This is a genomic window from Pseudomonas sp. BW16M2, assembly GCF_014268865.1.
GTDB lineage: Bacteria > Pseudomonadota > Gammaproteobacteria > Pseudomonadales > Pseudomonadaceae > Aquipseudomonas > Aquipseudomonas peradeniyensis.
This window is the reverse complement of sequence record NZ_JABWRI010000005.1, coordinates 48,804-75,532: the sequence shown is the minus strand read 5'-3', so window position 1 is coordinate 75,532 and position 26,729 is coordinate 48,804. Positions and strand designations below refer to the sequence as shown.

Genomic DNA, 26,729 nt, shown 5'->3' with positions numbered 1-26,729 from the left:
GTTTACCAGCAGATACCTTCGGTGCGGCTGGTGGCGCAGGTCGGCTTGCTCATGAAGCCGACCAGGTCGATCACCTGCTTGCCTTCCGGTGCCTGCTGGGCCAGGGCACGGAACTGCTCGTCACGGTTGCCCAGGATGATGATCTCGGCGTTGTCCACCACCTGCTCGAAGTTGGCGTTGAGCAAGGAGGAGACGTGGGGGATCTTCGACTCGATGTAGTCCTTGTTGGCGCCGTGGACACGGGCGTACTCGACGTTCTGGTCGTAGATGTCGAGCTGGTAGCCCTTGCCGATCAGGCGTTCGGCCAGCTCCACCAGCGGGCTTTCACGCAGGTCGTCGGTGCCGGCCTTGAACGAAAGGCCGAGCAGGGCGACCTTGCGCTTGTCGTGGCTCTCGATGATGTCGAAGGCGTTCTGCACCTGGGATTCGTTGCTGCGCATCAGCGAGTCGAGCAGCGGGGCGCGCACGTCGAGGCTGGCGGCGCGGTAGGTGAGGGCGCGCACGTCCTTCGGCAGGCACGAACCGCCGAAGGCGAAGCCCGGGCGCATGTAGTACTGCGACAGGTTCAGCGCCTTGTCCTGGCAGACCACGTCCATCACCTCGCGGCCATCGACGCCTGCGGCCTTGGCGATGTTGCCGATCTCGTTGGCGAAGGTGACCTTGGTCGCGTGCCAGACGTTGCAGGTGTACTTGATCATCTCGGCCACTTCGACCGGCTTGCGGATGATCGGCGCGTCGAGTTCCTCGTACAGGGCCTGCAGCACGTCACCGCTGGCGCTGTCCAGTTCGCCGATAACGGTCATCGGTGGCTGGTCGTAGTCCTTGATCGCGGTGCTTTCGCGCAGGAACTCCGGGTTGACCGCGACGCCGAAGTCGACGCCGGCCTTCTTGCCCGAGCAGTCCTCGAGGATCGGGATCACCACGTTCTTCACGGTGCCCGGCAGCACGGTGCTGCGCACCACCACGGTGTGACGGCTGGCCTTGTCGCGCAGCACGTAGCCGATCTCGCGGCACACCGACTCGATGTATTCCAGGCCCAGGTCGCCGTTCTTCTTGCTCGGCGTGCCGACGCAGATCATCGACACGTCGCTGGCGCGGATGGCTTCGGCGAAGTCGGTGGTGCCGCGCAGGCGGCCGTTGGCAATGCCTTGTTGCAGCAGCTCTTGGAGGCCTGGTTCGACGATGGGCGACTTGCCCTTGTTGATCAGGTCGATCTTGGTGCTGGACACGTCCACACCAATCACTTCGTGGCCTCGTGCCGACAGGCAACCTGCACAGACTGCACCCACATAACCCAAACCAAAGATGCTGATACGCATCGCATTCACCTCGTGTGTTTATCACGCCAGCCCTTCAGCGAAGAGCCGACCGGGTTGATTGACCAGCAGTTTTAGGGCGCACGGATCCATGGCGAATTGACACTTCACCGAACGCAGGCATGAATAAATCCGGAGCGCAAAAAGTTATGCACTCAAAGTTGGCAGTCAAAGGCCAGTATTAAAAATGGCGTGCCCTGAAATGCAGCCGTCTTTATTGCAATCCACTGTTGGTGAAGTGCTGTGCTTGTTTTTTCAAGTGGATAAATCCTTTGAAATCAACCACTAGGACGAATTTTAGGGGCGCTTGTCTCCTGCATGGATCATGGCTTTTGGCACTTCCTGTACCGCCGTTGAAGTTTTCGGGCCGGTTGAGAATGGCGGCCCTTTGTCATCTGTAAGTCATCTCTCACGCTGGGCGCTTGAAACTCGTTACGGGTGCTATGAGCCATGTCCCTTGGCAGAAGTTCCGGGGGCGGTTTCGTCACGATGAAAGATTTCTAAATATTTTTTCAGAGGGAAATACTTTCAATCTGATAGCACGCGGCAGTTTCGTCCCCGTATATAAAGGGTGAAATCGCAGGGGGATGGTTTTAGGCCAGCATGCGAAAATTTTTTTCAATTTTCGTCAAAAAACTACGAACGGTCTTATGGCGTTTTGCAATAAGGATAGGGTGGATGGTTTTTTGACGTCTGTTATTTGGCGAATTCAAGGGTGAAAGCGTGCCCCGTTGCAGGGCAGGGGTGGGATGGGGCTGCTTCGCGGCACAAGGCCGCTCCTACAGGGGTATGCGTTTCCCTGTGGGAGCGGCCTTGTGCCGCGAAAGGGGCGCAAAGCGCCCCCCAGGGCCATCAGCCCTCAGCGTGATCGCGCAGGAACACCAGATGATCCGGCTTCGACTGCTCGGCACTGTAGTAGTAACCCTGCACATCAAAGCGCTTGAGCTGCTCCGGATCGTTGATCCGCTCCTGGATCACGAAGCGGCTCATCATCCCGCGGGCCTTCTTGGCGTAGAAGCTGATGATCTTGTACTGGCCGTTCTTCAGGTCCTTGAAGTCGACATCGATCACCCGCGCCTTCAGCGCGCTCTTCTTCACCGCGCTGAAGTACTCGTTGCTGGCCAGGTTCAGCAGCACGTCGTCACCCTGGTCGGCCAGGGCCTGGTTCAGCCATTCGCTGATGCGCGTGCCCCAGAAGGCGTACAGGTCCTTGCCGCGGGCATTGGCCAGCTTGGTGCCCATCTCCAGGCGGTAGGGCTGCATCAGGTCCAGCGGGCGCAGCAGGCCATACAGGCCCGAGAGCATGCGCAGGTGGTCCTGGGCGTAGCTGAAGTCGTCCTCGCCCAGGCTCTCGGCGTCGAGCCCGGTGTACACGTCGCCCTTGAACGCCAGCAGTGCCTGCTTGGCGTTGGCCGGGGTGAAATCCGGGGTCCAACTGCCGAAGCGGGCGGCGTTGAGGCCGGCGAGCTTGTCGGAGAGGTGCATCAGCTCGGCGATCTGCGCCGGCGCCAGTTCGCGCAGTTGCACGATCAGTTCCTGGGAATCGTCCAGGTGCTGGGGCAGGGTGTGGCGCTGGGTTACCGGCGGGGTGTCGTAGTCGAGGGTCTTGGCGGGGGAAATCACCGTCAGCATCGGGTCGGCTCCTGGAATCGTCGGGCGAATTCTACGGGGCCGCTGGCACAACGCCAAACTATGGCGACGATAGTCACCGAACATCGCCACATTAAACCGCGGGCGGTCGCGCTATAGTGCGCGCCATGCCTTCAAGGAGATTGCTCATCGTGCGTATCGCGTTTGCCCTGTTCGCCGGGCTGCTCAGCCTGGGCGCGCAGGCGGCCCCGGTGGATTTCGTCAGTTTCGACCGTGAGCTGTGGCCCGAGCAGCTGGACAGCCCGACGCTGTTCGACGTGGCGTCGCGGGCGGAGATCCTGTCGTTCGCCCGGGTGCTGCACGAAAGCGAGATGCTCGACGAGCAGGCGCTCAAGACCCGGCTGGGCCTGCGCCAGATCAACCTGACCGTCGTGCGGGCCGTACGGGCACGTCTGTGGCAGCGCCTGTGGACAAGTTATCAACAGGCGCAGAAGAGTTGCGAGCAGGATGCCTCGTTCTGCTACCCGGTCGAGTCCATGGCTGACCTGCGCACGCAGTCTGCTGTTTTCGCCGAGGATGTCGGCACGTTCTATACCGGATGGGTCGAGCCCAGTCACCAGTTCCACACTCGATACCTGGATGAGCAGTTGCGCAAGGCCGCGCTGTTCCCGCAGACCACCAGCGAGGTGGCCAAGCTGTCCGGTCGCGAGCGCAATGGCGAGGAGCTCAACGACCGGATGTTCCTGCTGACCTTCGCCGGCGGCCCGGGGCCACAGGGCGGCAGCACCGATGCGGTGGCCGACTACCTGCGGCGGCAAAAGCTCGACGGGATATTCTTCGTGCTCGGCAATCGCCTGCAGCAACGTCGCGACGCTGGCCCGGTGAGCGACCTGTATGCCGGCCAGTGCGTGGGTATCCAGGGTTGGGAGTACCGCTCCCACGCCCAGTGGCAGGACTGGCAGGACTCGCTGCGGCGCAGCCAGGCGCGGGTCCAGGCCGACCTGGCGGAGCAGTATGTGCCGTTGTTCCGCCCGCCCTACGGCCAGCGCCGCGCCGATGGCGAGGCATTCATGGACAGCCAGCAGATGCAGGTTTCGCTGTGGGACATCGATGCCCAGGATGACGGGCCGCTGACCGCCGAAGCGTCGGCACAGCGGGTGCTGACGCTGATGCTGCTGTGGCGCAAGGGGGTGATCCAGTTCCGCGACAATCAGCCCAAGACGCAGCCGGCGCTGGAGTGGTTGTTGCAGCATACGGCCCAGAGCGGGATCGGCTGGGAGGATTGCCGGGAGTACGCCCGGCGGGAATAAAGGAGAGCGGGCGGCTCAGTGCGCCAAGGTGCCACATTGCGCCTCTCGCTGCATCGACTCCAGGTTGCGTTCGATCGTCTCGCAGATCGTGTCCATCGGGATCTGGTGCTCGCTGAGGCGGAACGGGCTCTGCAAGTCCGTGCCGATCCGCTCGATGGCCAGCAGCATGAAGCCGACCACCGTCGAGGCCAGCGGCGTGAACCAGCCCAGCGACTCCACCAGCCCCACCGGCACGATCAGGCAGAACAGCGTGATGAAAAGCCGCGGGAAGTACACATAAGGGTAGGGCAGCGGCGTATTGGCGATCCGCTCCATCCCGCCCTGGGCGTTGGACATGTCCACCAGGGTCGATTCCAGCAGCGCCAGGCGAATGCTGTCCAGTCGCCCGGCCTGGTACTCCTGGGCCAGCAAGGCCGCTGAACCGCCGAGGATGTCGTTGGCGAAATTGTTCGAACGATTGCGCCGCTCGAACTCCCCGGGCGGTATGAAGGCCATCAGCTCATCCGGGCACTGCTCGCCCTTGAGGTGCGCCGCCAGGCAGTTCACATAGGCGATATGCCGGCGCAGCAAGGTCGCCTTCACCGGGTTCGGCCCGTCGGCCGGATCGTCGACCAGCGTCAGCACCTGCCGGGCAAAGCTGCGCGAACTGTTCACCAGCGCGCCCCACAGCGTGCGCGCCTCCCACCAGCGGTTGTAGGCGCTGCTGTTGCGAAAGCTCACCAGCACCACCAGCGCCGAGCCCAGCAGGGTGAGCGGGATCAGCGGCAGGCTGAACTTGCTGTTGAAGAACAGCATGAAGTCGATGGTGACCAGCACGTCCCAGATCAGCAGCCAGAACAGCGACCAGCCGATGTAGCCGACGGTCTTGACCACCAGGCGGTATTTGCGGGCGAGGAGGGCTTTCACGTGGGGGGAACCTCGATGCGGGGGATGCAGGTTCCGACGTCGCGGGAGGGGCAAGGTTCGGTGGGATTCGTCGCAGGGTGTTACGTGGTTTTTCTGGTTAGAGTTAAAGAAGAGGCCTACAGCAAGCGGTAAAGCTTCCCTTGAGGCTATGGTTTAGGCTCGTCACCATTCACATTGCGAGGTAGTCGAGCATGGCCAGTGAACTGACGCCATTCAAGATTGCGGATTTACTGGATTCCGAGGCAGCGATTCAGGAGTACCTGTCACAGGTCCTGGTCGAAGGTGACGCTGATGAAATCATTCGAGCCCAGTCCCATGTCCAGGTCGCGCGCTTGCACAATACGGAACGCTAGTCCAGCCCACCCAGCCCTATGTACAGCGCTTTGGCGCGATGAGCAAAATTGCAAGCATCGCCAGCGTGGGAGCGGGCTTGCCCCGCGATGGGCTGCAACGCAGCCCCAATCCAGGCCACACCGCACACACGTAAATCACCTCAACCTCACCTCAACACCTGCTTCATCTGCACCAGCGCTACCCGGGACCCATCCGGCGCCCGCCGCTCCTCGATCCCGAACGGCACAAAACCGAGCTGTGGATAAAGCAGCAGCCCTGCGGTGTTGTGATTGAAACACGACACCCAGACCTCCCGTGCCGCGAAATCTTCGCGAGCCAGGGCGATCATGCATTGCACAAGGTAGCGCGCCACACCCTGGCCTCGCGCGGTCGGGGCCACCACCACATTACCCAGCGCGCAGACGCCGTCATATTCAGCCTTATAGAAATTGGCGAAACCAACGATCACCCCGTCAGCCTCGATCACCGTCGAACCGCTGCGCTGGGCGATGGCTTCGCTCAGTTGCGCGGGTGTGAGTGGGTAGGTGGCTTTGGGGAACATATAGAAGAGTTCGTCCGAGCCCTGAGGGAAGTTACAGAGAGTGGCGATGTCGACAGGGCGAACGGGTCGATGGCTAAGTGGCATGGATGATGTTCCGCAGTTTTGAGAAATTGCCAACCCTGTGCAACTGATAGCGGGATGTCAATTCTGGGCAGGCTGCTTATAGTGAAGCGACCTCAGGTGTGTTGCCCAGGGCGTGCTGGACAAGTCGATCAAACAAGTTCATTGGCCGTTTCCCAGTCGATCAGCTCCAGATTGCGTCTGGTCCGCTTCATGTCGGCCAAGGCCAGCGAGGCTTTGGCGCGCCATAGGCGGCAGCGGTCGTCGTAGTCGAGTTGGCCGTTGAGTTCGAGAGCGGTACGGGTGGTATGGACGAACTCGACCGTGCCGAAAGCTGCGCAGCTTATGGTCTGGCTTCGCCCTGACGACATGATAGTCAGCCAGTTCTGTGGTACCTGAGAGATCACTCCGATATCGCTGAGGGCGCACTCGAGGCTGATGTAGTTGAGGTTGTCAGCTCGCAGGCGGGCCGCAGCGTGATAGAGCACGAGCCCAGGGTTGGGCTTGGCCGGAGTGAAGAGGTAAAGCCCCCTGCACACCCTGATCAGGATGTTGTCATTGGACGCTCTGCTCAGCAGCGAGCGATAGGCGCCGTCGGACAAGCCGGGCACCAGGGCGCGCATATCCGCTGGCGTGAACAGATAGCGCTGGGGCGTGGCGAGGTTGTGCAGGCCTCGATAGAGGCACTGGAGCGGCTGCGCAGGCATGGATCGATCAACAGAAAGTCACGGTTTGTGAAACTTAGTGTAGAACGGCAGCTCTGGCTATACAGTAAGTTGCACTTTGTGTGATTTTCTGTACAGGAAGGGGCTAGCAGCAAAGGTTTTCTGGGCTGTTGTAAGGGGCACTCAGAAATGCTCACCTGGTTGCAGCCCTGTTCCCCTCGTTCACTGCCGTGTAGGCAGCTCAGTAAATGTGCTCGTTCGGTGCGTAACTTCCCTAGTCGTTCACTACAGTGTAGGCAGCTTAAAAATCCATCGCCGGATGAGTCGGGCATGGTCAGCGGTTCTCTGCCGTACAGGCTGTGGGTCACCACGTTGCTACTGTGAGCACTCTTGGCACCCTGGCATACAGACGCTACTGCGTCGGCGCGAGGTTGATGACGCTGTAGGTAAACTCGTAGTCCTCGCGCACGCTGCCGTTTTCGGCGTCCTTCACCTTGACCCGATCATCATCGTGTACGACCAGTACACGGTGCTGATCGAGCACTTCGACACCTTCCGGCTTGTTGGCGAACTTTATCGGTGCTCCATCCTTGCCTCTGACAGGTTGTGGCTGTCCTGCAACGCCTTTTTCCAGAGGTAGCATCCACAGGTACCCATGGTCTAGAGCCGAGGGTAACTGGCATTTTTGCCAAGTGCGAGGCAATGGCGAGAGCCGAGGGAAGGGCAGCTGCCAATTGCAGGCGCAAAAAAACCGACCATAAGGTCGGTTCTTTGCGAGTCCTGACGTCCGAGAGAGCCGTTACCTACAGGTATATCGCATCACTCGCACGGCTATCAGCCGCCTGGTTCACTTCAGCGAAACTTCATTGAACTTGAGTGCCTGCTCTTCATTCATGCGAGTACGGAAGATGAGCTTGATGGATGGCGAGCGCTCGATCTTGCGATCAGCTTCCTGGAAAACCAACGTGACACGGGTGGGCACAGTACGAATCAGCTGGAATTCACCCCATGGATTGTTGCGTTGCTGGCCTACGCGCATTTCGCCGACACGCAACGGGGCGCCTGCTTCGTCGAACAGGCGGGAAGCGTTATCGAAGCGGAAATCACGGTCCATGCCCTGGTTGGTCAGCTCGAAGGTGCAGTTGGGGAAGCGGCCAATGTTCTCGCAACCGATCAGTTCGAACCTGACGTCATCCACCACCTCCAGGCGCTTGCCAAGCAGGTTGTTGCCTTCGTTTTCGACCACGGTCGATTGCACCTTGGCGAACTCGAAGGAAGGCTTCGCATACTCCGTGCCCAGAATGAAGAAAATGAACGAGACCGCGGCGATCAGGAAGGTCAGCAGCGTGCCGTGCAGTACTTTGGGCAGGTTGCGCATCTGCCAGCAGATCGACAGGCTGCCAAGCAGCGTGAAGGTACTCACCAGCAGCACGATATTGCGCCAGTTGATGAAACCAAAGCCAAATACGCTGGGATCAGGCACCAGGTAGGTGATGACCGCCCACATGCTGCCGAGCAGTACACCTATCCCTGTCATTACCTTGGCCACGAGAGATGTGATTCGGCTGCTACGTGTGGAAGGCAAGGTCTGTTCTGCCTGGATCATGCGAACTCCGTTTCGAGGCTGGGATAAACGCTAGAATGATTGCAAACTGACATTATCGGCATCTGAAACGGTTTTGGTAAAGCGCATGACCGAGGGAGGGGATGAAAAGACGAGGGATCGAGCACATCGACGGATGCACTGATTTGCAGGCACAAAAAAACCGACCATAAGGTCGGTTTTTTCTGGATCTTGGTGCCCCGAGGGAGACTCGAACTCCCACTCCTTTCGAAAACGGATTTTGAATCCGCCGCGTCTACCAATTCCGCCATCAGGGCTTGTGGCGCCGCAGTATAGAGAGGTGCCTTGGGTCGGTCAATCGGCTTTCATGGTCAATTTTCACGCATTGGGCTAAACTTTGCGGCCCTGTCGAACCGAACATCATCATGCGCGTCGCCGATTTTTCTTTCGAACTCCCCGATTCCCTGATCGCCCGCCATCCGCTGGCCGAGCGCCATGGCAGCCGCCTGCTGGTGCTCGATGGCCCCAGTGGCACGCTGGCCCACAAGCAGTTCACCGATCTGCTCGAGTACCTGCGCCCGGGCGACCTGATGGTGTTCAACAACACCCGGGTGATTCCGGCGCGCCTGTTCGGCCAGAAAGCCTCCGGCGGCAAGCTGGAAGTGCTGGTCGAGCGCGTGCTCGACAGCCACCGCGTGCTGGCCCATGTGCGTGCCAGCAAGGCGCCTAAGGAAGGCACGCAGATCCTCATCGACGGTGGTGGCGAGGCCGAGATGGTCGCCCGCCACGACACGCTGTTCGAACTGCGCTTCAGCGAAGAGGTGCTGCCGCTGCTCGAGCGCGTCGGCCATATGCCGCTGCCGCCGTACATCGACCGTCCCGACGAGGGCGCCGACCGCGAGCGCTACCAGACCGTCTACGCCGAGCGCGCCGGCGCCGTGGCCGCGCCTACCGCCGGCCTGCACTTCGACGAAGACCTGCTGGCGAAGATCGCCGCCAAGGGCGTCGAGCGCGCCTTCGTCACCCTGCATGTGGGCGCCGGCACCTTCCAGCCGGTGCGGGTCGACAAGATCGAAGACCACACCATGCATAAAGAGTGGCTCGAAGTGAGCCAGGACGTGGTCGACGCCGTCGCCGCGTGCCGAGCCCGTGGCGGCCGGGTGATCGCCGTGGGCACCACCAGCGTGCGTTCGCTGGAGAGCGCGGCGCGCGATGGCGAGCTCAAGGCCTTCAGCGGCGACACCGACATCTTCATCTTCCCGGGCCGGCCGTTCCATGTGGTCGATTGCCTGGTCACCAACTTCCACCTGCCGGAGTCCACGCTGCTGATGCTGGTCTCGGCCTTCGCCGGTTACCCCGAGACCATGGCCGCCTACGCGGCGGCGGTCGAGAACGGGTACCGCTTCTTCAGTTACGGTGATGCCATGTTCATCACCCGCAATCCGGCGCCACGCGGCCCAGAGGATCAAGCATGAGTCGCACCTGTCGAATGTCGTTCGAACTGCTGGCCACCGACGGCAAGGCCCGTCGTGGCCGGCTGACCTTCCCCCGTGGCACCGTCGAGACCCCGGCCTTCATGCCGGTGGGCACCTACGGCACGGTCAAGGGCATGCTGCCGCGCGACATCGAGGCCATTGGCGCTGAGATCATCCTCGGCAACACCTTCCACCTGTGGCTGCGTCCGGGCACCGAGGTCATCAAGAAACACAACGGCCTGCACGACTTCATGCAATGGAAAGGCCCTATCCTCACTGATTCCGGTGGTTTCCAGGTGTTCAGCCTGGGCGCCATGCGCAAGATCAAGGAGGAAGGCGTGACCTTCGCATCGCCAGTGGACGGTTCCAAGGTGTTCATGGGCCCCGAGGAGTCCATGCAGGTCCAGCGCGACCTGGGCTCGGACATCGTGATGATCTTCGACGAGTGCACCCCGTACCCGGCCGAGCACGATGTGGCGCGCACTTCCATGGAGCTGTCGCTGCGCTGGGCCCAGCGCTCGAAGAATGCCCACGGCGACAACACCGCGGCGCTGTTCGGCATCGTCCAGGGCGGCATGTACCAGGACCTGCGCATGCGCTCGCTGGAAGCACTGGTCAACATCGACTTCGATGGCCTGGCCATCGGCGGCCTGTCGGTGGGCGAACCCAAGCACGAGATGATCAAGGTGCTGGACTACCTGCCGGAACAGATGCCGGCTGACAAACCTCGTTACCTTATGGGGGTAGGCAAGCCGGAAGATCTTGTAGAGGGTGTGCGCCGCGGCGTCGACATGTTCGACTGCGTGATGCCCACGCGCAATGCGCGCAACGGCCATCTGTTCGTCGACACCGGGGTGATCAAGATCCGCAACGCGTTCCATCGCCACGATGAATCGCCGCTGGATCCGACCTGCGATTGCTATACCTGCACCAACTTCTCCCGCGCCTATCTGCACCACCTGGACAAGTGCGGCGAAATGTTGAGCAGCATGCTGAATACCATCCACAACTTGCGCCATTACCAGCGCTTGATGGCCGGTTTACGCGAGGCTATTCAACAGGGTAAATTGGCCGCCTTTGTCGACGCCTTCTACGCCAAGCGCGGGCTGCCTGTGCCGCCCTTGGACTGACTGTTCGCATCCATTATTAGAAAATATCCATTAGGAGTGCCCAATGAGCTTCTTGATTCCCGCCGCTTACGCGGACGCAGCAGCCCCAGCCGCCGGCCCAGCCGGTACCGGCTTCGAGTGGATCTTCCTGGTCGGCTTCCTGGTCATCTTCTACCTGATGATCTGGCGCCCGCAGGCCAAGCGTGCCAAAGAGCAGAAGAACCTGCTGAGCAACCTGCAAAAAGGTGACGAAGTGGTCACCACCGGCGGCATCGCCGGCAAGATCGTCAAGGTCGCCGACGACTTCGTGGTCCTGGAAGTGTCCGACAATGTCGAGCTGAAGTTCCAGAAGGGCGCCGTGGCGGCGACCCTGCCGAAAGGTACGCTCAAGGCTATCTGAGTTACCGGTTTCATTTTTCCAGTCGGGGCGCGCAAAGCGCCCCGCGTCTTGAACGGGCGGCGTGATGCTGAACAAATACCCTCTGTGGAAATACCTGCTGATCGTGGTAGTACTGGCGGTCGGCTTCATTTATTCCGCACCCAACCTCTATCCGGATGATCCGGCGGTGCAGATCAGCGGCGCCAGCTCCGCCCTGCATGTCAGCCAGGCCGACCTCGATCGCGTGACCAAGGCGCTGACCGATGCCGGCATCACCGTCAAAGGCGGCAGCCTGGGCGAGAAGGGCAGTGCCCTGGTACGCCTGACCAACCAGGAAGACCAGCTGCCGGCCAAGGATGTGGCGCGCAAGGCCCTCGGCGACGACTACGTCGTGGCCCTGAACCTGGCCCAGACCACCCCGCAGTGGCTGCGCAACCTGGGTGCCAGCCCGATGAAGCTGGGCCTGGACCTGTCCGGTGGTGTGCACTTCCTGCTGGAAGTGGACATGGACAAGGCCATGACCGCTCGCATGAAAGTCTACGAAGGCGAGGTCAAGACCTTGCTGCGCAAAGAGCGCGTCCGCTACCGCAGTCTGCCCCAGCAGGACGGCGGCATCATGCTGGGCTTCGCCGACGATGCTACCCGCGAACAGGCCCGCAGCCTGATCCGCAAGAATTTCAATGATTTCGACCTGACCACCACCGAGCGCAACGAGCTCGCCGTGCTGCGTCTGGCGCTGACCCAGGCGAAAGTCGCCGAGATCCGCGAATACTCGATCAAGCAGAACCTGACCACCGTGCGCAACCGGGTCAACGAGCTGGGCGTGGCCGAGCCGCTGGTCCAGCGCCAGGGCGCCAACCGCATCGTGGTCGAGCTGCCGGGCGTGCAGGACACCGCCGAGGCCAAGCGTATCCTCGGCAAGACCGCCAACCTGGAGTTCCGCTTCGGTGCCGAGCCAGGCGCGTCCAAGGCCACCACCGAGGTGTTCGAGTTCCGCGAAGGCGGTCGCTCCGCCCCTGTAGAGCGCGGCCTGATCATCACCGGTGACCAGGTCACCGACGCCCAGGCCAGCTTCGACGAGCACGGTCGCCCACAGGTGAACATTCGCCTCGACGGCCACGGCGGCGAGCTGATGAGCCGCGCCACCCGTACCAACGTCGGGCGCAGCATGGCGGTGATCTTCATCGAGCAGAAGCCGGTCACCCGCTACCAGAAACAGGTGGTCGACGGCGTCGAGAAAGAAGTCGCGGTGCAGACCTTCCAGGAAGAGAAGAAGATCATCAGCCTGGCGACCATCCAGTCGCCGCTGGGCAGCCAGTTCCGCATCACCGGCCTGAACGGCCAGGGCGAATCGTCCGAACTGGCCCTGCTGCTGCGTGCCGGTGGTCTGGCCGCGCCGATGTACTTCGCTGAAGAACGTACCATTGGCCCAAGCCTGGGTGCCGACAACATCACCAAGGGTATCGACGCGTCCCTGTGGGGCATGCTGTTCGTCTCGCTGTTCATCATCGCCATCTACCGCGCCTTCGGCGTGCTGGCGACCATCGCCCTGGCGGGCAACATGGTCCTGCTGCTGGCGCTGATGTCACTGCTGGGCGCCACCCTGACCCTGCCGGGCATCGCCGGTATCGTGCTGACCATGGGCATGGCGGTGGACGCCAACGTGCTGATCTTCTCGCGTATTCGCGAAGAGATTGCCGCCGGCATGTCGGTGCAGCGCGCCATCCACGAAGGTTTCAACCGCGCCTACTCGGCGATCGTCGACGCCAACCTGACCACCCTGCTGGTCGGCGGCATCCTGTTCGCCATGGGTACCGGCCCGGTCAAGGGCTTCGCGGTCACCATGTCCCTCGGGATTTTCACCTCGATGTTCACCGCCGTCATGGTGACCCGCGCACTGGTCAACCTGACCTGCGGCGGGCGTGACATCAAGAAGCTGTGGGTTTGAGGGAGCTGCGATGAAAACCATCAACTTCATGGGCGTGCGCAATGTCGCGTTCGCCATTACCGTGCTCCTCACCGTGCTGGCGCTGTTCAGCTGGTGGCACAAGGGCCTGAACTTCGGCCTGGACTTCACCGGCGGTACGCTGATCGAGCTCACCTACGAGCGTCCGGCGGACCTGGAAAAGGTCCGTACCGAGCTGGTCGGCTCCGGCTTCCACGATGCCGTGGTGCAGAGCTTCGGCGCCACCACCGACCTGCTGGTGCGCATGCCGGGCGATGACCCGCAGTTGGGCAACCGCGTGGCTGAGGCGCTGCAGAAGATCGGCGGCGACAACCCGGCCACGGTCAAGCGCGTCGAGTTCGTTGGCCCGCAGGTGGGCGAGGAACTGCGTGACCAGGGCGGCCTCGGCATGCTCCTGGCACTGGGCGGCATCCTCATCTACCTGGCCTTCCGCTTCCAGTGGAAGTTCGCCGTGGGCGCGATCATCTCGCTGATCCACGACGTGGTGGTCACCTTGGGCATCCTGTCGTTCTTCCAGATCACCTTCGACCTGACGGTGCTGGCGGCGGTGCTGGCGATCATCGGCTACTCGCTCAACGACACCATCGTCGTGTTCGACCGGGTGCGCGAGAACTTCCGCGTGCTGCGCAAGGCTTCGCTGATCGAGAACATCAACATCTCGACCACCCAGACCCTGCTGCGGACCGTCGCCACCTCGGTGTCGACCTTGCTGGCCATTGCCGCGCTGCTGTTCTTCGGCGGCGACAACCTGTTCGGCTTCTCCCTGGCGCTGTTCATCGGTGTCATGGCGGGTACCTACTCGTCGATCTACATCGCCAACGTGGTGTTGATCTGGCTGAACCTGAGCAGTGAAGACCTGATCCCGCCGGTCAAGACCGAGGGTGTGGACGAGCGTCCGTAAGGCTTGTCCCGCGCCATTTGGCGCAAAGAGAGGCGCGAGTGTTGAACTCGCGCCTTTTTTTTTGCTCCAAGGCAGGGAGAAGGCGGGCCGGAGCCCGCGGGTACGATCAGGAGGTTCACGTGAACAAATCAATGCTGGTGGGTGCGGTTCTGGGTGCTGTCGGTGTAACTGCCGGAGGTGCTGTGGCGACCTACAGCTTGGTGAACAAAGGGCCTGAGTACGCCCAGGTCACCGACGTGCAGCCGATCAAGCAGCAGGTCAAGACCCCGCGTGAGGTGTGCAAGGATGTCGCGGTGACGCGCCAGGCGCCGGTCAAGGACCAGCACCAGATCGCCGGTACCGTGGTCGGTGCGCTGGCTGGCGGCCTGCTGGGCAACCAGATCGGCGGTGGTACTGGCAAGAAGATCGCCACCGTGGCCGGTGCGGTGGGTGGTGGCTACGCGGGCAACAAGGCCCAGGAGTACATGCAGGAGCGTGATACCTACACCACCACGCAGACGCGCTGCAACACGGTCAACGACATCAGCGACAAGGTGGTCGGCTACAACGTGACTTATTCCATCGGTGACCAGGTGGGCAAGGTGAAGATGGATCACGAGCCGGGCTCGACCATTCCGCTGGACAAGAATGGCAAGTTGATCCTGGGGCAGAACCAGCCGGGGCAGTAAGACACAAGTGCCCCCCCTGTAGGAGCGGCCTTGTGCCGCGAAAGGGCTGCGAAGCGGCCCCGGAATCTTCGGTATAAATCAAGATTGCCGGGGCTGCTTTGCAGCCCTTTCGCGGCACAAGGCCGCTCCTACAGGGCATCGTGCAGGCACAAAAAAAGCACCCCGAGGGGTGCTTTTTTGTGCTCGCAATCGGCGCTTAGCGCTTCATGTGCTCTGGCAGGTGCGGCTGGATGGCAGTCAGCACGGCCTTGAAGCACTTGATGTTGCCCGCGACGATGTGGCCCTTCTCGAGGAAGTCGTGGCCACCGTTGAAGTCGCTCACCAGGCCACCGGCTTCCTGGATCAGCAGCACGCCCGCGGCCATGTCCCACTCGGACAGGCCCGACTCCCAGAAGGCGTCGAAACGGCCGGCGGCTACATAAGCCAGGTCCAGGCTGGCGGAGCCGGCGCGGCGGATGCCGGCGGTCTGGCCGGTCAGGGCGCGGAACATGCCCAGGTAGTTGTCCAGGTCGGCCATCTGGCTGTCACGGAACGGGAAGCCGGTGCCCAGCAGCGCGCCTTCCAGGCTGGTGCGCGAGCTGACGCGCAGGCGGCGGCCATTGAGCTGAGCGCCACGGCCACGGCTGGCGGTGAATTCTTCCTGGCGAACCGGGTCGACGATCACGGCGTGCTCGAGGCGGCCACGGTATTTGCAGGCGATGCTGACGGCGAAGTGCGGAACGCCACGCAGGAAGTTGGTGGTGCCGTCCAGCGGATCGATGATCCACAGGTAATCCTTGCCTTCTTCACCGCTGCCGGCGTGCAGGCCGGTCTCTTCACCCTGGATCGAGTGGTTCGGGTAGGCCTTGCGCAGGGCCTCGACGATGACCTTCTCGGCGGCGCGGTCAACCTCGGACACGTAGTCCTTGGCCTGCTTTTCGTCGACTTTGATGCTATCCAGGCGTTCGATGGAGCGGAAAATCAGTTCACTGGCGCTGCGAGCGGCGCGCAGGGCGATATTCAGCATAGGCTGCATGGGAAGGTCACCTGGAGATGTTAAAGAGGAAAGCCGATCATTCTAGCAGAAATCTTTGACGACAGAAGTGTCACATTTGCTTTCATGGCGTTACGCTGGTCGGTTCTGTAAGATCGAACCCTCCTGTTTCCGCATCCGAGAGCACGACACCTTGCTGCAAAATATTCGTGTTGTTCTGGTCAATACCAGCCACCCCGGCAACATCGGCGGCGCTGCGCGAGCCATGAAAAACATGGGCTTGTCGCGCCTGGTGCTGGTGCAGCCAAAAGAGTTTCCGGCCGCGGACGCCAGCGCCCGCGCCTCGGGCGCCGACGACGTGCTGGATAACGCCCAGGTGGTCGACAGCCTCGAGCAGGCGCTGGTCGGCTGCAGTCTGGTCATGGGCACCAGCGCCCGTGAGCGCAGCATCCCCTGGCCGCTGATCGACCCGCGCGAGTGCGGGGCCAAGGCTGTGGCCCAGGCCATGGGCGGCGAAGAGATCGCCCTGGTGTTCGGGCGCGAGCACGCCGGCCTGACCAACGAAGAACTGCAGCGATGTCACTTCCACGTGCACATTCCCTCGAACCCCGACTTCAGCTCGCTGAATCTGGCCGCCGCCGTCCAGGTGCTCTCCTATGAGGTGCGCATGGCCTGGTTGGCAGGGCAGGGCAGTGCGGTGAAGGTCGAGAAGGTCGACGCCAGCGAGCTGGCGACCATGGACGAAATGGAGCTGTTCTACGACCACCTGGAAAAGACCCTGGTGGACATCGGCTTCCTCGATCCCGAGAAACCCAAGCACCTGATGGCGCGCCTGCGCCGGCTGTATGGGCGAAGCTCGGTCGAGCGTCCGGAAATGAGCATTTTGCGCGGCATCCTTACCGAGACCCAGAAGGTCGCACGGGGCGAGCCGCATAAAAGGAAGGACTGACAGATGTTCGAGCGTCTGCGTGAAGATATCCAGAGCGTTTTCCATCGTGACCCGGCGGCGCGCAACGCCTTCGAGGTCCTGACCTGCTACCCGGGGATGCATGCCATCTGGCTGCACCGCCTGGGCAATGCCCTGTGGCGGCGTGACTTCAAGTGGCTGGCGCGGCTGGTGTCGAACTTCGGTCGCTGGATGACCGGCATCGAGATCCACCCGGGCGCGACCATCGGCCGGCGCTTCTTCATCGACCACGGCATGGGCATCGTCATCGGCGAGACCGCCGAGATCGGCGACGACGTGACCCTGTACCAGGGCGTCACCCTCGGTGGCACCAGCTGGAACAAGGGCAAGCGTCACCCGACCCTGGAAAACGGCGTGGTGGTCGGTGCCGGGGCCAAGGTACTGGGCCCGTTCACCGTCGGCGCCGGGGCCAAGATCGGCTCCAACGCGGTGGTCACCAAGGCGGTGCCGGCCGGCGCCACGGCGGTGGGCATTCCGGGGCGGATCATCGTCAAGACCGAGGATGACGCCGTCGAGGCCAAGCGCAAGGCCATGGCCGAGAAGATCGGCTTCGACGCCTATGGCGTCAGTGGCGACATGCCGGACCCGGTGGCCCGCGCCATCGGCCAGATGCTCGACCACCTGCAGGCCGTCGACGAGCGCCTGGAGGGCATGTGCGGCGCGCTGACCCGGATGGGCAGTGACTACTGTGCCAAGGAGCTGCCGGCGCTGCCCGACGACGACTTCGCCGCGGCCTGCGCCGAACTCAAGCAGGGCGACACTCAGTCGCATTGATTGCGCCGGCCCGACACAAGGGGCGTGTGCTTGCGCCCCTTGTCTGCTACACTCGCGCCCGCCTCCCGCATGCATACCCGACTAAAGCACTAGGTCTAATAGTTGACTTAAATGCTCGGGAATCGCATACTCGCACACATCCTGTAACTCCCGTGGTACCCATACGCCATGCGACTGACTACCAAAGGCCGATACGCCGTGACCGCCATGCTCGACCTGGCGTTGCACGCGCAGCATGGGCCGGTGTCTTTGGCCGATATTTCCGAGCGCCAGGGCATTTCCCTCTCTTATCTGGAACAGCTGTTCGCCAAGCTGCGCCGCAGCAGCCTGGTATCCAGCGTTCGCGGTCCGGGCGGCGGCTACCAGCTGTCGCGGGGCATGGAAACCATCCAGGTGGCCCAGGTCATCGACGCGGTCAACGAATCGGTCGATGCCACCCGTTGCCAGGGCCTGGGGGACTGCCACGCCGGTGATACCTGCCTGACTCACCACCTGTGGTGCGACCTGAGCCAGCAGATCCATGAATTCCTCAGTGGCATCAGCCTGGCCGACCTCGTCATGCGCCGCGAGGTGCAGGAAGTCGCCCAGCGCCAGGACCTGCGCCGTGTCGCAGGCCGAGTTGCCCAGCTGGACAAGATTGAGACGTCCGCCGTCGACTGAAACCGCAGCGACGAGCGACGCCACCGCCTGATAGGAGATACTCAATGAAGTTGCCGATCTACCTCGATTACTCCGCGACCACGCCGGTCGATCCCCGTGTCGCCCAGAAGATGGCCGAGTGCCTGCTGGTCGACGGGAACTTCGGCAACCCGGCCTCGCGCTCCCACGTGTTCGGCTGGAAGGCCGAGGAAGCAGTCGAGAACGGCCGCCGCCAGGTCGCCGAACTGATCAACGCCGACCCGCGCGAGATCGTCTGGACCAGCGGTGCCACCGAGTCCGACAACCTCGCCCTGAAAGGCGTGGCGCACTTCTATCAGACCAAGGGCAAGCACATCATCACCTCCAAGATCGAGCACAAGGCGGTCCTGGACACCGCTCGCCAGCTCGAGCGTGAAGGTTTCGAAGTCACCTACCTCGAGCCCGGAGAAGACGGCATCGTCACCCCGGCCATGGTCGAGGCCGTGCTGCGCGACGACACCATCCTGGTCTCGCTGATGCACGTGAACAACGAAGTCGGCTCGATCAACGACATCGCCGCCATCGGTGAACTGACCCGCTCGCGCGGCGTACTGTTCCACGTCGATGCCGCCCAGTCGGCCGGTCGCGTCGAGATCGACCTGCAGAAGCTCAAGGTCGACCTGATGTCGTTCTCCGCGCACAAGGTCTACGGCCCGAAAGGCATCGGCGCGCTGTACGTCAGCCGCAAGCCGCGCGTGCGCCTGGAAGCCATCATTCACGGCGGCGGCCACGAGCGCGGCATGCGTTCGGGCACCCTGCCGACCCACCAGATCGTCGGCATGGGCGAGGCCTTCGCCATCGCCAAGCAGGAAATGGCCGCTGAAAACGTGCGCATCAAGGCCCTGAGCGACCGCTTCTTCAAGCAGGTCTCGGACCTCGAAGAGCTGTACGTCAACGGCAGCCAGACCCAGCGCGTGCCGCACAACCTGAACCTGAGCTTCAACTACGTCGAGGGCGAGTCGCTGCTGATGTCGCTGAAGGACATCGCCGTTTCGTCCGGTTCGGCCTGCACCTCCGCTTCGCTCGAGCCGTCCTACGTCCTGCGCGCCCTGGGCCGCAACGACGAACTGGCGCACAGCTCGATCCGCTTCTCCTTCGGCCGCTTCACCACCGAAGAAGAAGTCGACTACGCCGCGCAGAAAGTCTGCGAAGCCGTGAACAAGCTGCGTGAATTGTCGCCGCTGTGGGACATGTACAAAGACGGCGTCGACATCTCCAAGATCGAGTGGGCCGCCCACTAAGCAGTCGCCGGCAAGAGCGGCTCCCTGATGAGGAAGGAATTGCACCATGGCATACAGTGAAAAGGTCATCGACCACTACGAAAACCCGCGCAACGTCGGCAAGATGAACGCCGACGATCCGGACGTCGGCACCGGCATGGTCGGCGCCCCGGCTTGCGGCGACGTGATGCGCCTGCAGATCAAGGTCAACGAGCAGGGCGTCATCGAAGACGCCAAGTTCAAGACCTACGGCTGCGGTTCGGCCATCGCCTCCAGCTCCCTCGCCACCGAGTGGATGAAGGGCAAGACCCTGGACGAGGCCGAGACCATCAAGAACACCCAGCTGGCTGAAGAGCTGGCACTGCCGCCGGTCAAGATCCACTGCTCCGTGCTCGCCGAAGATGCCATCAAGGCCGCTGTTCGCGATTACAAGCAGAAGAAAGGCTTGATCTAAGTCGACTGTCGCGAGGTAAGGAGTTCCGATGGCTATCAGCATGACAGAAGCCGCCGCCAACCACATTCGCCGCTCCCTCGACGGGCGCGGCAAGGGTGAGGGCATTCGCCTGGGCGTGCGCACCACCGGCTGCTCGGGCCTGGCCTACGTGCTGGAGTTCGTCGACGAGCTCGCCGCCGAAGACCAGGTGTTCGAGAACCATGGCGTGAAGGTCATCATCGACCCGAAAAGTCTGGTCTACCTCGATGGCACCGAGCTGGACTTCGTCAAGGAAGGGTTGAACGAAGGCTTCAAGTTCAACAACCCCAACGTGCGCGGTGAGTGTGGCTGCGGCGAAAGCTTCAACGTTTGAGGCTGGCCGTGGGTACTCCTTGTCATTTCGCCCTGTTTGAGCTGCAACCCGGTTTTCGCCTGGACCTCGACAAGCTGGCCGTTCGCTACCGCGAGCTGGCCCGCGAGGTCCATCCGGACCGTTTCGCCGACGCTTCCGAGCGCGAGCAGCGCGTAGCCCTGGAAAAGTCGGCGGCCCTCAACGACGCCTACCAGACCTTGCGCAGCGCCCCGCGCCGGGCCCGCTACCTGCTGGCCATCGGCGGCCACGAGGTGCCCCAGGAAGTCACGGTGCACGACCCGGACTTCCTGCTGCAGCAGATGCAGTGGCGCGAAGAGCTCGAGGACCTGCAGGACGAAGCCGACCTCGACGGTGTCGCCGTGTTCAAGAAGCGCCTCAAGGTCGCCCAGGACACGCTGAACGAGGATTTCGCCGCCTGCTGGGATGTTGCTGCAGAGCGTGAGCAGGCCGAGCGCCTGATGCGCCGCATGCAGTTCCTCGACAAGCTCGCCCAAGAAGTGCGCCAACTCGAAGAGCGCCTCGACGATTAACCCCGGCGTTGCCCGTGATGACGCCTAAGGTACTCAGATAAGCATGGCCCTACTGCAGATCGCCGAACCCGGTCAGAGCCCCCAGCCGCACCAGCGCCGCCTGGCGGTGGGCATCGACCTGGGCACCACCAATTCTCTCGTCGCCGCCGTGCGCAGCGGACGCAGCGAACCGCTGCCCGATGCCCGGGGCAGTGTCATCCTGCCATCCGCCGTGCGTTATCTCGACAACACTGTCGAAGTCGGCCTGGCCGCGCGCGAGGCTGCCCCCAACGACCCGCTCAACAGCATCCTGTCGGTCAAGCGCCTGATGGGGCGTGGCCTGGCGGACGTCAAGCAGCTGGGCGAGCAACTGCCGTATCGCTTTGTCGGCGGTGAATCGCACATGCCGTTCATCGACACGGTCCAGGGCCCGAAAAGCCCGGTGGAAGTGTCGGCCGATATTCTCAAGGTGCTGCGTCAGCGTGCCGAGGAAACCCTCGGTGGCGAGCTGGTTGGCGCGGTGATCACCGTCCCGGCCTATTTCGACGACGCCCAGCGCCAGGCGACCAAGGACGCCGCCAAGCTGGCCGGCCTCAATGTCCTGCGCCTGCTCAACGAGCCGACCGCAGCTGCCGTGGCCTATGGCCTGGACCAGGATGCCGAAGGCGTCGTGGCGATTTTCGACCTGGGCGGCGGCACCTTCGATATCTCCATCCTGCGCCTGACCGCCGGTGTCTTCGAAGTGCTGGCCACCGGTGGCGACACCGCCCTGGGTGGCGATGACTTCGACCATGCGATCGCTGGCTGGATCATCGAGCAGGCCGGCTTGTCCGCCGACCTTGATCCGGCCACCCAGCGCCTGCTGCTGCAGACCGCTTGCGCGGCCAAGGAAGCCTTGACCGACAGTGAAACGGTCAGCGTCCAGCATGGTGCCTGGCTGGGCGAGCTGACCCGTGCCGCCTTCGAAGCCATGATCGAACCGATGATCGCCCGCAGTCTCAAGGCCTGCCGCCGCGCCGTGCGCGACAGCGGCATCGAGCTGGAAGAGGTCGGCGCAGTGGTCATGGTCGGTGGTTCGACCCGCGTGCCGCGTGTGCGCGAGGCGGTCGGCGCGCTGTTCGGCCGTACCCCGCTGACCTCGATCGACCCGGACCAGGTGGTGGCCATTGGTGCCGCGATCCAGGCCGACACCCTCGCCGGCAACCGCCGCGAAGGTGGTGAGCTGCTGCTGCTCGACGTCATCCCGCTGTCCCTGGGTCTTGAGACCATGGGCGGGCTGATGGAGAAGGTGATCCCGCGCAACACTACCATTCCGGTAGCCCGCGCCCAGGAATTCACCACGTATAAGGATGGCCAGTCGGCCATGATGATCCACGTGCTGCAGGGCGAGCGCGAGCTGATCAGCGACTGCCGTTCCCTGGCCCGCTTCGAACTGCGCGGCATCCCGGCCATGGTCGCGGGCGCGGCGAAGATCCGCGTGACCTTCCAGGTCGACGCCGATGGCCTGCTCAGTGTCGCGGCCCGTGAATTGGGTTCGGGCGTGGAATCGAGCATCCAGGTCAAGCCGTCCTACGGCCTGACCGACGGCGAGATCGCCCGCATGCTCAAGGACTCCTTCGAGCACGCTGGCTCCGACAAGCATGCGCGCCAGCTGCGCGAGCACCAGGTCGACGCCGAGCGCCTGCTCGAGGCGGTGCAGGGCGCCCTGGACGCCGATGGCGAGCGCCTGCTCAGCAGTGACGAGCGCGACGCGATCGAATTCCAGATGCAAGAACTACGTGATTTGCTGACCGGCACCGATGGCGCCGCCATCGAGCAACAGACCAAGCGTCTGTCGCAGGTGACCGATGCATTTGCCGCCCGTCGCCTTGATTCGACGGTCAAAGCCGCACTGGCCGGGCGCAACCTGAATGAGATCGAGGAGTAACCGATGCCGCTGGTGACATTCCTGCCGCATGAGAAGTTCTGCCCCGAGGGCTTGACCGTGGAAGTGCCGTCCGGGGCCAACATCCTGGAACTGGCCCACGACCATCACATCGAGATGGAAAGCGCCTGTGGCGGCGTCAAGGCCTGCACCACTTGCCACTGCATCATCCGCAAAGGCTTCGACTCCCTTGAAGAAGCGGACGAGCTCGAAGAGGACATGCTGGACAAGGCCTGGGGCCTGGAGGCGCAGTCGCGCCTGGGTTGCCAGGTGGTCGTCGGCGATGAGGATCTCACCATCGAGATCCCCAAATATTCGCTCAACCACGCCGCCGAAGCGCCGCACTGAGGGCCTGTACATGAGTCTGAAATGGGTTGATGTACTTGAGATCGCCATCCAGCTTGCGGAAAGCAAGCCCGAGGTCGATCCTCATTACGTGAATTTCGTCGATCTGCGCGCATGGGTCATGGCCCTGCCGGACTTCGATGACGATCCGTCGCGTTGCGGCGAGAAGGTTCTCGAGGCCATCCAGGCGGCCTGGATCGAAGAAGCCGACTGAGCGCACGCCGCAGGTTAGGCAATCCCCTGGAACCCGCGTATAATTCGCGGGTTTAATTTTTCGCAACACTCAATATTCTGGAGTTTTCCATGGCTGTTCAACGTACTTTCTCGATCATCAAGCCTGACGCCGTCGCTAAAAACGTCATCGGCAAGATCACCACTCGCTTCGAAGAAGCCGGCCTGAAAATCGTCGCCTCGAAAATCAAGCAACTGTCCAAGGCCGAAGCCGAAGGCTTCTACGCCGAGCACAGCGCTCGTGGCTTCTTCGGTGACCTGGTTGCCTTCATGACTTCGGGCCCTGTCGTTGTTCAGGTTCTGGAAGGCGAAAACGCCATCGCTCTGAACCGTGAGCTGATGGGCGCCACCAACCCTAAAGAAGCTGCTCCAGGCACCATCCGCGCCGACTTCGCCGAGTCGATCGACGCCAACGCCGTTCACGGTTCGGACTCCGAAGCCGCCGCTGCTCGCGAAATCGCTTACTTCTTCGCTGCTACCGAGGTAACCACTCGCTAAGCGAAAGCTTACGGGTGAGGGTGAATCCATGACGACATCGACTGACAAGATCAACCTGCTGGGGCTGACCCTGGCGGAAATGGAACAGTTCTTCGACTCAATCGGGGAGAAGCGCTTCCGTGCCGGTCAGGTGATGAAATGGATTCACCATTTTGGCGTCGATGATTTCGCCGCCATGACCAATGTCGGCAAGGTCTTGCGCGAAAAGCTCGAGGCCGTTGCCGAGATTCGCGGTCCGGAGGTGGTCAGTGAAGACATTTCCGCCGACGGTACCCGCAAGTGGGTGGTCCGCGTTGCCTCCGGCAGCTGCGTCGAGACCGTCTACATCCCCACCGACGATCGCGGCACCCTGTGCGTGTCGTCGCAAGCCGGCTGTGCCCTGGACTGCAGCTTCTGCTCCACCGGCAAGCAAGGCTTCAACAGCAACCTCACCGCCGCCGAAGTGATCGGCCAGGTGTGGCTTGCCAACAAATCCTTCGGGACCGTTCCGGCCAAGATCGACCGCGCCATCACCAACGTGGTCATGATGGGCATGGGCGAACCCCTGCTGAATTTCGACAATGTCATCGCCGCCATGAAGATCATGATGGAAGATCTGGGCTATGGCATTTCCAAGCGTCGCGTCACCCTGTCCACTTCGGGCGTGGTGCCGATGATCGACGAGCTGGCCAAGCACATCGACGTGTCGCTGGCCCTGTCGCTGCACGCGCCGAACGACGAGCTGCGCAACAAGCTGGTGCCGATCAACAAGAAGTACCCGCTGAAGATGCTGCTGGAATCGTGCATGGGCTACATGTCCACCCTCGGCGGCAAACGCGTGCTGACCATCGAGTACACCCTGCTCAAGGACGTCAACGACCAGCCCGAGCACGCCGCGCAGATGATCGAACTGCTGCGTGATGTGCCGTGCAAGATCAACCTGATCCCGTTCAACCCGTTCCCGCACTCGGGTTACGAGCGACCGAGCAACAATGCCATCCGTCGCTTCCAGGACCTGCTGCACCACGGCGGCTTCAACGTGACCACGCGCACCACCCGCGGTGACGACATCGACGCCGCCTGCGGTCAGCTGGTAGGTCAGGTCAACGACCGTACCCGCCGCAGCGAGCGCTACATCGCCGTGCGCCAGCTGGCTGCCGACGAGCCGCAAGACAGCGCCGCGCGCCCCTGACGAGCACCTGCCCCATGAGCCTGCGCGCCGCGCTGTCGATCCTGACGCTTTCGCTGCTGGCCGGCTGCGTGTCCGGCGGCGCGGGCGACCCCCTGGCCAGCCGCCAGGGGCGTGAGGCGGCGGGGCAGGCCTACGTGCAGTTGGGGCTGGGGTATTTGCAACAAGGTTTGACCGAGCGCGCCAAGGCGCCGCTGGGCAAGGCCCTGGCCCTGGACGCCCGTGACGGCGAGGCTCATGCGGCACTGGCCCTGGTGTTCCAGGCCGAAGATGAGCCCGCATTGGCCGGCGAGCACTTCGCCAAGGCCTTGGCCGTCCGCCCGGACGACACACGAATCCGCAACAATTACGGCAGTTTCCTATATGCTCAGGGCCGTTTCGACGAAGCCCGGGCGATGTTCCTCCAGGCTGCCGCCGATACCCTGTATCCTGAGCGTTCCCGCGTGTACGAGAACCTGGGGCTCACCGCCCTGAAGCAGGGGCAGGGTGATCAGGCGCGTGCCTACCTGGAAAAAGCCCTTCGGCTCAATCAGCGGCAACCGAAGGCATTGCTCGAAATGGCTGAGTTGTCCTACGAAAACAGGCATTATGTGCCGGCCCGGGATTACTACGATCGATTCAGCCAGCTGAGCGACCAGGATGCCCGTAGCCTGCTGCTGGGCCATCGCCTGGCACTCGCCCTCGACGAACAGGGCACCGCGACCCGTTTGGGCCAGCAATTACAACGACTTTATCCCGGTACGCCGGAATATCAGCAATACCTGTCGGAGCAACGATGAAAGCCGCGCACACTGAAGTAGCAGCAGCGACTCGCCAGAACCCCGGTGATGTCTTGCGCCAGGCCCGCGAAAAACGCGAATGGAGCCAGGCCGAGGTCGCTCGCAAGCTCAACCTCACGGTATCTTCGCTGAACAACCTGGAAAACGGCGCCTTCGACAAGCTGCCCGGGCACACCTTCGCCCGTGGCTACATCCGTGCCTACGCCAAGCTGATGGACATGGACCAGGCGCCCCTGGTCGAGGCCTTCGACCAGATCACCGGCACCCACGCCCAGGGCAGCGAAGTGCACGCCCTTGGCCGCATCGAAGAGCCGGTGCGCCTGTCGCACAATATCCTGCGGGTGGTCAGCCTGTTGCTGCTGGTCGCGGTGGTCGGCGGTGGCTTCTTCTGGTGGCAGGACCAGAGCAGCCTGCGCGGCAAGGACCTGGCCAAGATCGCCCTGGAGCACGTCGAGGTCGAGAGCGCCGATGGCACCACGCAGATTCATCCGCTGGACGAGCCGGAAGACCAGGCCGTGAGCGAAGGCCAGCAGCCCGAGGGCCAGGTCCTGCCACTGGAGCCGAACGCTACCGAGCAGGCGCCGGTCGCCGAGACCCAGGCGCCAGTCGCGGCCGTGGCACCCGCCGCGCCAGCCACCAGCGCCGCGCCGGCAGCGGCCGCCGTCGCACCTGTGGCACCGGCTGCCGCGCCAACCGCTCCCGTCGTGGTCACGCCCGCCGCGCCTGTTGCCGCAGCGCCAGCCGCACCGGTCGCGTCGACCGCGCCGGTCACAGCGCCTGCGCCCGTTGATGCCGCACCGGCCCCGGCCGGCAGCGCCAAGGTCCATATCCAATTCACCGCCGATTGCTGGACCCAGGTCACCGACGGCAACGGCAAGGTGCTGTTCAGCGCCATCAAGCGCAAGGGCGACAGCCTGGAACTGACCGGCAAGCCACCGTTCGCGGTGCGCCTGGGCTTTGCCCGCGGCGCCCAGGTGAGCTACAACGGCCAGGCGGTCGATGTCGCCCCGTTCACCAGTGGCGAAACCGCTCGCCTGAAGTTGGGACAGTAAG

The 26,729-nt window shown here is 62.8% G+C and carries 30 protein-coding genes and 1 tRNA gene; 22 read left to right on the top strand and 9 right to left on the bottom strand.

Annotation, left to right across the window (positions count from 1 at the left end; genetic code table 11):
* Positions 1-2 precede the first annotated feature (2 nt).
* On the bottom strand, positions 3-1,319 hold the full coding sequence (locus HU735_RS06865) for a UDP-glucose/GDP-mannose dehydrogenase family protein (protein WP_186712905.1): 1,317 nt from the start codon (positions 1,317-1,319) through the stop codon (positions 3-5).
* Positions 1,320-2,168: 849 nt separating this feature from the next.
* Complete coding sequence (gene yaaA / locus HU735_RS06860; protein ID WP_186712904.1) at positions 2,169-2,948, bottom strand: peroxide stress protein YaaA; 780 nt, start codon at positions 2,946-2,948, stop codon at positions 2,169-2,171.
* A 149-nt stretch (positions 2,949-3,097) separates the two neighbouring features.
* Between yaaA and HU735_RS06855 the strand changes: the two genes are divergently transcribed.
* On the top strand, positions 3,098-4,216 hold the full coding sequence (locus HU735_RS06855; protein ID WP_186712903.1) for a polysaccharide deacetylase family protein: 1,119 nt from the start codon (positions 3,098-3,100) through the stop codon (positions 4,214-4,216).
* Positions 4,217-4,231: 15 nt separating this feature from the next.
* Here HU735_RS06855 and HU735_RS06850 read toward each other — a convergent pair whose 3' ends face one another.
* The gene (locus tag HU735_RS06850; protein WP_186712902.1) at positions 4,232-5,122 is read right to left on the bottom strand and encodes a bestrophin family ion channel; all 891 of its coding nucleotides are present in this window, start codon (positions 5,120-5,122) and stop codon (positions 4,232-4,234) included.
* Positions 5,123-5,313: 191 nt separating this feature from the next.
* Between HU735_RS06850 and HU735_RS06845 the strand changes: the two genes are divergently transcribed.
* A complete protein-coding gene (locus HU735_RS06845; protein ID WP_186712901.1) occupies positions 5,314-5,475 on the top strand; it encodes a hypothetical protein in 162 nt (53 codons plus the stop codon).
* A 146-nt stretch (positions 5,476-5,621) separates the two neighbouring features.
* Here HU735_RS06845 and HU735_RS06840 read toward each other — a convergent pair whose 3' ends face one another.
* The 5 genes from HU735_RS06840 to HU735_RS06820 all read right to left on the bottom strand — a co-directional run bounded on the left by HU735_RS06840 (position 5,622) and on the right by HU735_RS06820 (position 8,623).
* Complete coding sequence (locus tag HU735_RS06840) at positions 5,622-6,101, bottom strand: GNAT family N-acetyltransferase (RefSeq protein ID WP_186712900.1); 480 nt, start codon at positions 6,099-6,101, stop codon at positions 5,622-5,624.
* 128 nt (positions 6,102-6,229) lie between these two features.
* Positions 6,230-6,784 carry a type IV toxin-antitoxin system AbiEi family antitoxin domain-containing protein gene (locus tag HU735_RS06835; protein WP_186712899.1) on the bottom strand — a complete coding sequence of 185 codons (555 nt, stop codon included), beginning with the start codon at positions 6,782-6,784 and terminating at the stop codon, positions 6,230-6,232.
* Between the two features lie 370 nt (positions 6,785-7,154).
* Entirely contained in the window at positions 7,155-7,385 is a 231-nt protein-coding gene (locus tag HU735_RS06830; RefSeq protein WP_186712898.1) for a hypothetical protein, read from the bottom strand.
* A 204-nt stretch (positions 7,386-7,589) separates the two neighbouring features.
* The gene (locus tag HU735_RS06825) at positions 7,590-8,348 is read right to left on the bottom strand and encodes a hypothetical protein (RefSeq protein ID WP_186712897.1); all 759 of its coding nucleotides are present in this window, start codon (positions 8,346-8,348) and stop codon (positions 7,590-7,592) included.
* 190 nt (positions 8,349-8,538) lie between these two features.
* Positions 8,539-8,623: transfer RNA gene (locus tag HU735_RS06820), tRNA-Leu, on the bottom strand.
* A gap of 108 nt (positions 8,624-8,731) precedes the next feature.
* Here HU735_RS06820 and queA point away from each other — a divergent pair.
* From queA to HU735_RS06790, 6 genes are all read left to right on the top strand, one after another.
* Complete coding sequence (gene queA, locus HU735_RS06815) at positions 8,732-9,781, top strand: tRNA preQ1(34) S-adenosylmethionine ribosyltransferase-isomerase QueA (protein WP_186712896.1); 1,050 nt, start codon at positions 8,732-8,734, stop codon at positions 9,779-9,781.
* A gap of 14 nt (positions 9,782-9,795) precedes the next feature.
* The gene (tgt, locus tag HU735_RS06810) at positions 9,796-10,911 is read left to right on the top strand and encodes a tRNA guanosine(34) transglycosylase Tgt (RefSeq protein ID WP_186713014.1); all 1,116 of its coding nucleotides are present in this window, start codon (positions 9,796-9,798) and stop codon (positions 10,909-10,911) included.
* 43 nt (positions 10,912-10,954) lie between these two features.
* The gene (gene yajC / locus HU735_RS06805; protein ID WP_050704350.1) at positions 10,955-11,290 is read left to right on the top strand and encodes a preprotein translocase subunit YajC; all 336 of its coding nucleotides are present in this window, start codon (positions 10,955-10,957) and stop codon (positions 11,288-11,290) included.
* Positions 11,291-11,354: 64 nt separating this feature from the next.
* The gene (gene secD / locus HU735_RS06800) at positions 11,355-13,217 is read left to right on the top strand and encodes a protein translocase subunit SecD (protein ID WP_186712895.1); all 1,863 of its coding nucleotides are present in this window, start codon (positions 11,355-11,357) and stop codon (positions 13,215-13,217) included.
* A 10-nt stretch (positions 13,218-13,227) separates the two neighbouring features.
* On the top strand, positions 13,228-14,136 hold the full coding sequence (gene secF / locus HU735_RS06795) for a protein translocase subunit SecF (RefSeq protein ID WP_110735797.1): 909 nt from the start codon (positions 13,228-13,230) through the stop codon (positions 14,134-14,136).
* A 119-nt stretch (positions 14,137-14,255) separates the two neighbouring features.
* Positions 14,256-14,804 carry a glycine zipper 2TM domain-containing protein gene (locus HU735_RS06790; protein ID WP_186712894.1) on the top strand — a complete coding sequence of 183 codons (549 nt, stop codon included), beginning with the start codon at positions 14,256-14,258 and terminating at the stop codon, positions 14,802-14,804.
* Positions 14,805-15,000: 196 nt separating this feature from the next.
* Here HU735_RS06790 and suhB read toward each other — a convergent pair whose 3' ends face one another.
* The gene (gene suhB / locus HU735_RS06785) at positions 15,001-15,819 is read right to left on the bottom strand and encodes an inositol-phosphate phosphatase (protein WP_050704356.1); all 819 of its coding nucleotides are present in this window, start codon (positions 15,817-15,819) and stop codon (positions 15,001-15,003) included.
* Between the two features lie 151 nt (positions 15,820-15,970).
* Between suhB and trmJ the strand changes: the two genes are divergently transcribed.
* From trmJ to HU735_RS06715, 14 genes are all read left to right on the top strand, one after another.
* On the top strand, positions 15,971-16,726 hold the full coding sequence (trmJ, locus tag HU735_RS06780) for a tRNA (cytosine(32)/uridine(32)-2'-O)-methyltransferase TrmJ (RefSeq protein ID WP_186712893.1): 756 nt from the start codon (positions 15,971-15,973) through the stop codon (positions 16,724-16,726).
* 3 nt (positions 16,727-16,729) lie between these two features.
* Complete coding sequence (gene cysE / locus HU735_RS06775) at positions 16,730-17,518, top strand: serine O-acetyltransferase (protein WP_028689587.1); 789 nt, start codon at positions 16,730-16,732, stop codon at positions 17,516-17,518.
* A 168-nt stretch (positions 17,519-17,686) separates the two neighbouring features.
* The gene (gene iscR, locus HU735_RS06770; RefSeq protein WP_050704358.1) at positions 17,687-18,178 is read left to right on the top strand and encodes a Fe-S cluster assembly transcriptional regulator IscR; all 492 of its coding nucleotides are present in this window, start codon (positions 17,687-17,689) and stop codon (positions 18,176-18,178) included.
* 44 nt (positions 18,179-18,222) lie between these two features.
* Positions 18,223-19,437, top strand: a complete 1,215-nt coding sequence (locus HU735_RS06765) for an IscS subfamily cysteine desulfurase (protein ID WP_046854251.1) — start codon at positions 18,223-18,225, stop codon at positions 19,435-19,437.
* Between the two features lie 46 nt (positions 19,438-19,483).
* Positions 19,484-19,870: a Fe-S cluster assembly scaffold IscU gene (gene iscU / locus HU735_RS06760; protein ID WP_011532337.1), complete on the top strand. Its 387-nt coding sequence runs from the start codon at positions 19,484-19,486 to the stop codon at positions 19,868-19,870.
* Between the two features lie 28 nt (positions 19,871-19,898).
* Complete coding sequence (gene iscA, locus HU735_RS06755) at positions 19,899-20,222, top strand: iron-sulfur cluster assembly protein IscA (protein WP_023630636.1); 324 nt, start codon at positions 19,899-19,901, stop codon at positions 20,220-20,222.
* 8 nt (positions 20,223-20,230) lie between these two features.
* A complete protein-coding gene (gene hscB, locus HU735_RS06750) occupies positions 20,231-20,752 on the top strand; it encodes a co-chaperone HscB (protein ID WP_050704359.1) in 522 nt (173 codons plus the stop codon).
* A 43-nt stretch (positions 20,753-20,795) separates the two neighbouring features.
* Positions 20,796-22,658 carry a Fe-S protein assembly chaperone HscA gene (gene hscA, locus HU735_RS06745; protein WP_186712892.1) on the top strand — a complete coding sequence of 621 codons (1,863 nt, stop codon included), beginning with the start codon at positions 20,796-20,798 and terminating at the stop codon, positions 22,656-22,658.
* A 3-nt stretch (positions 22,659-22,661) separates the two neighbouring features.
* Positions 22,662-23,003, top strand: a complete 342-nt coding sequence (gene fdx / locus HU735_RS06740; RefSeq protein ID WP_186712891.1) for an ISC system 2Fe-2S type ferredoxin — start codon at positions 22,662-22,664, stop codon at positions 23,001-23,003.
* A 10-nt stretch (positions 23,004-23,013) separates the two neighbouring features.
* Positions 23,014-23,214 (top strand): Fe-S cluster assembly protein IscX, encoded by a 201-nt coding sequence (gene iscX / locus HU735_RS06735; RefSeq protein WP_028689593.1) that lies wholly within the window; start codon positions 23,014-23,016, stop codon positions 23,212-23,214.
* An 89-nt stretch (positions 23,215-23,303) separates the two neighbouring features.
* Complete coding sequence (gene ndk / locus HU735_RS06730; protein ID WP_011532343.1) at positions 23,304-23,729, top strand: nucleoside-diphosphate kinase; 426 nt, start codon at positions 23,304-23,306, stop codon at positions 23,727-23,729.
* Between the two features lie 28 nt (positions 23,730-23,757).
* Complete coding sequence (gene rlmN / locus HU735_RS06725) at positions 23,758-24,900, top strand: 23S rRNA (adenine(2503)-C(2))-methyltransferase RlmN (RefSeq protein WP_028689594.1); 1,143 nt, start codon at positions 23,758-23,760, stop codon at positions 24,898-24,900.
* A gap of 14 nt (positions 24,901-24,914) precedes the next feature.
* A complete protein-coding gene (pilW, locus tag HU735_RS06720; RefSeq protein ID WP_186712890.1) occupies positions 24,915-25,676 on the top strand; it encodes a type IV pilus biogenesis/stability protein PilW in 762 nt (253 codons plus the stop codon).
* Complete coding sequence (locus tag HU735_RS06715; protein ID WP_186712889.1) at positions 25,673-26,728, top strand: RodZ domain-containing protein; 1,056 nt, start codon at positions 25,673-25,675, stop codon at positions 26,726-26,728. The genes pilW and HU735_RS06715 overlap by 4 nt, the downstream gene beginning before the upstream one ends.
* Position 26,729 lies beyond the last annotated feature (1 nt).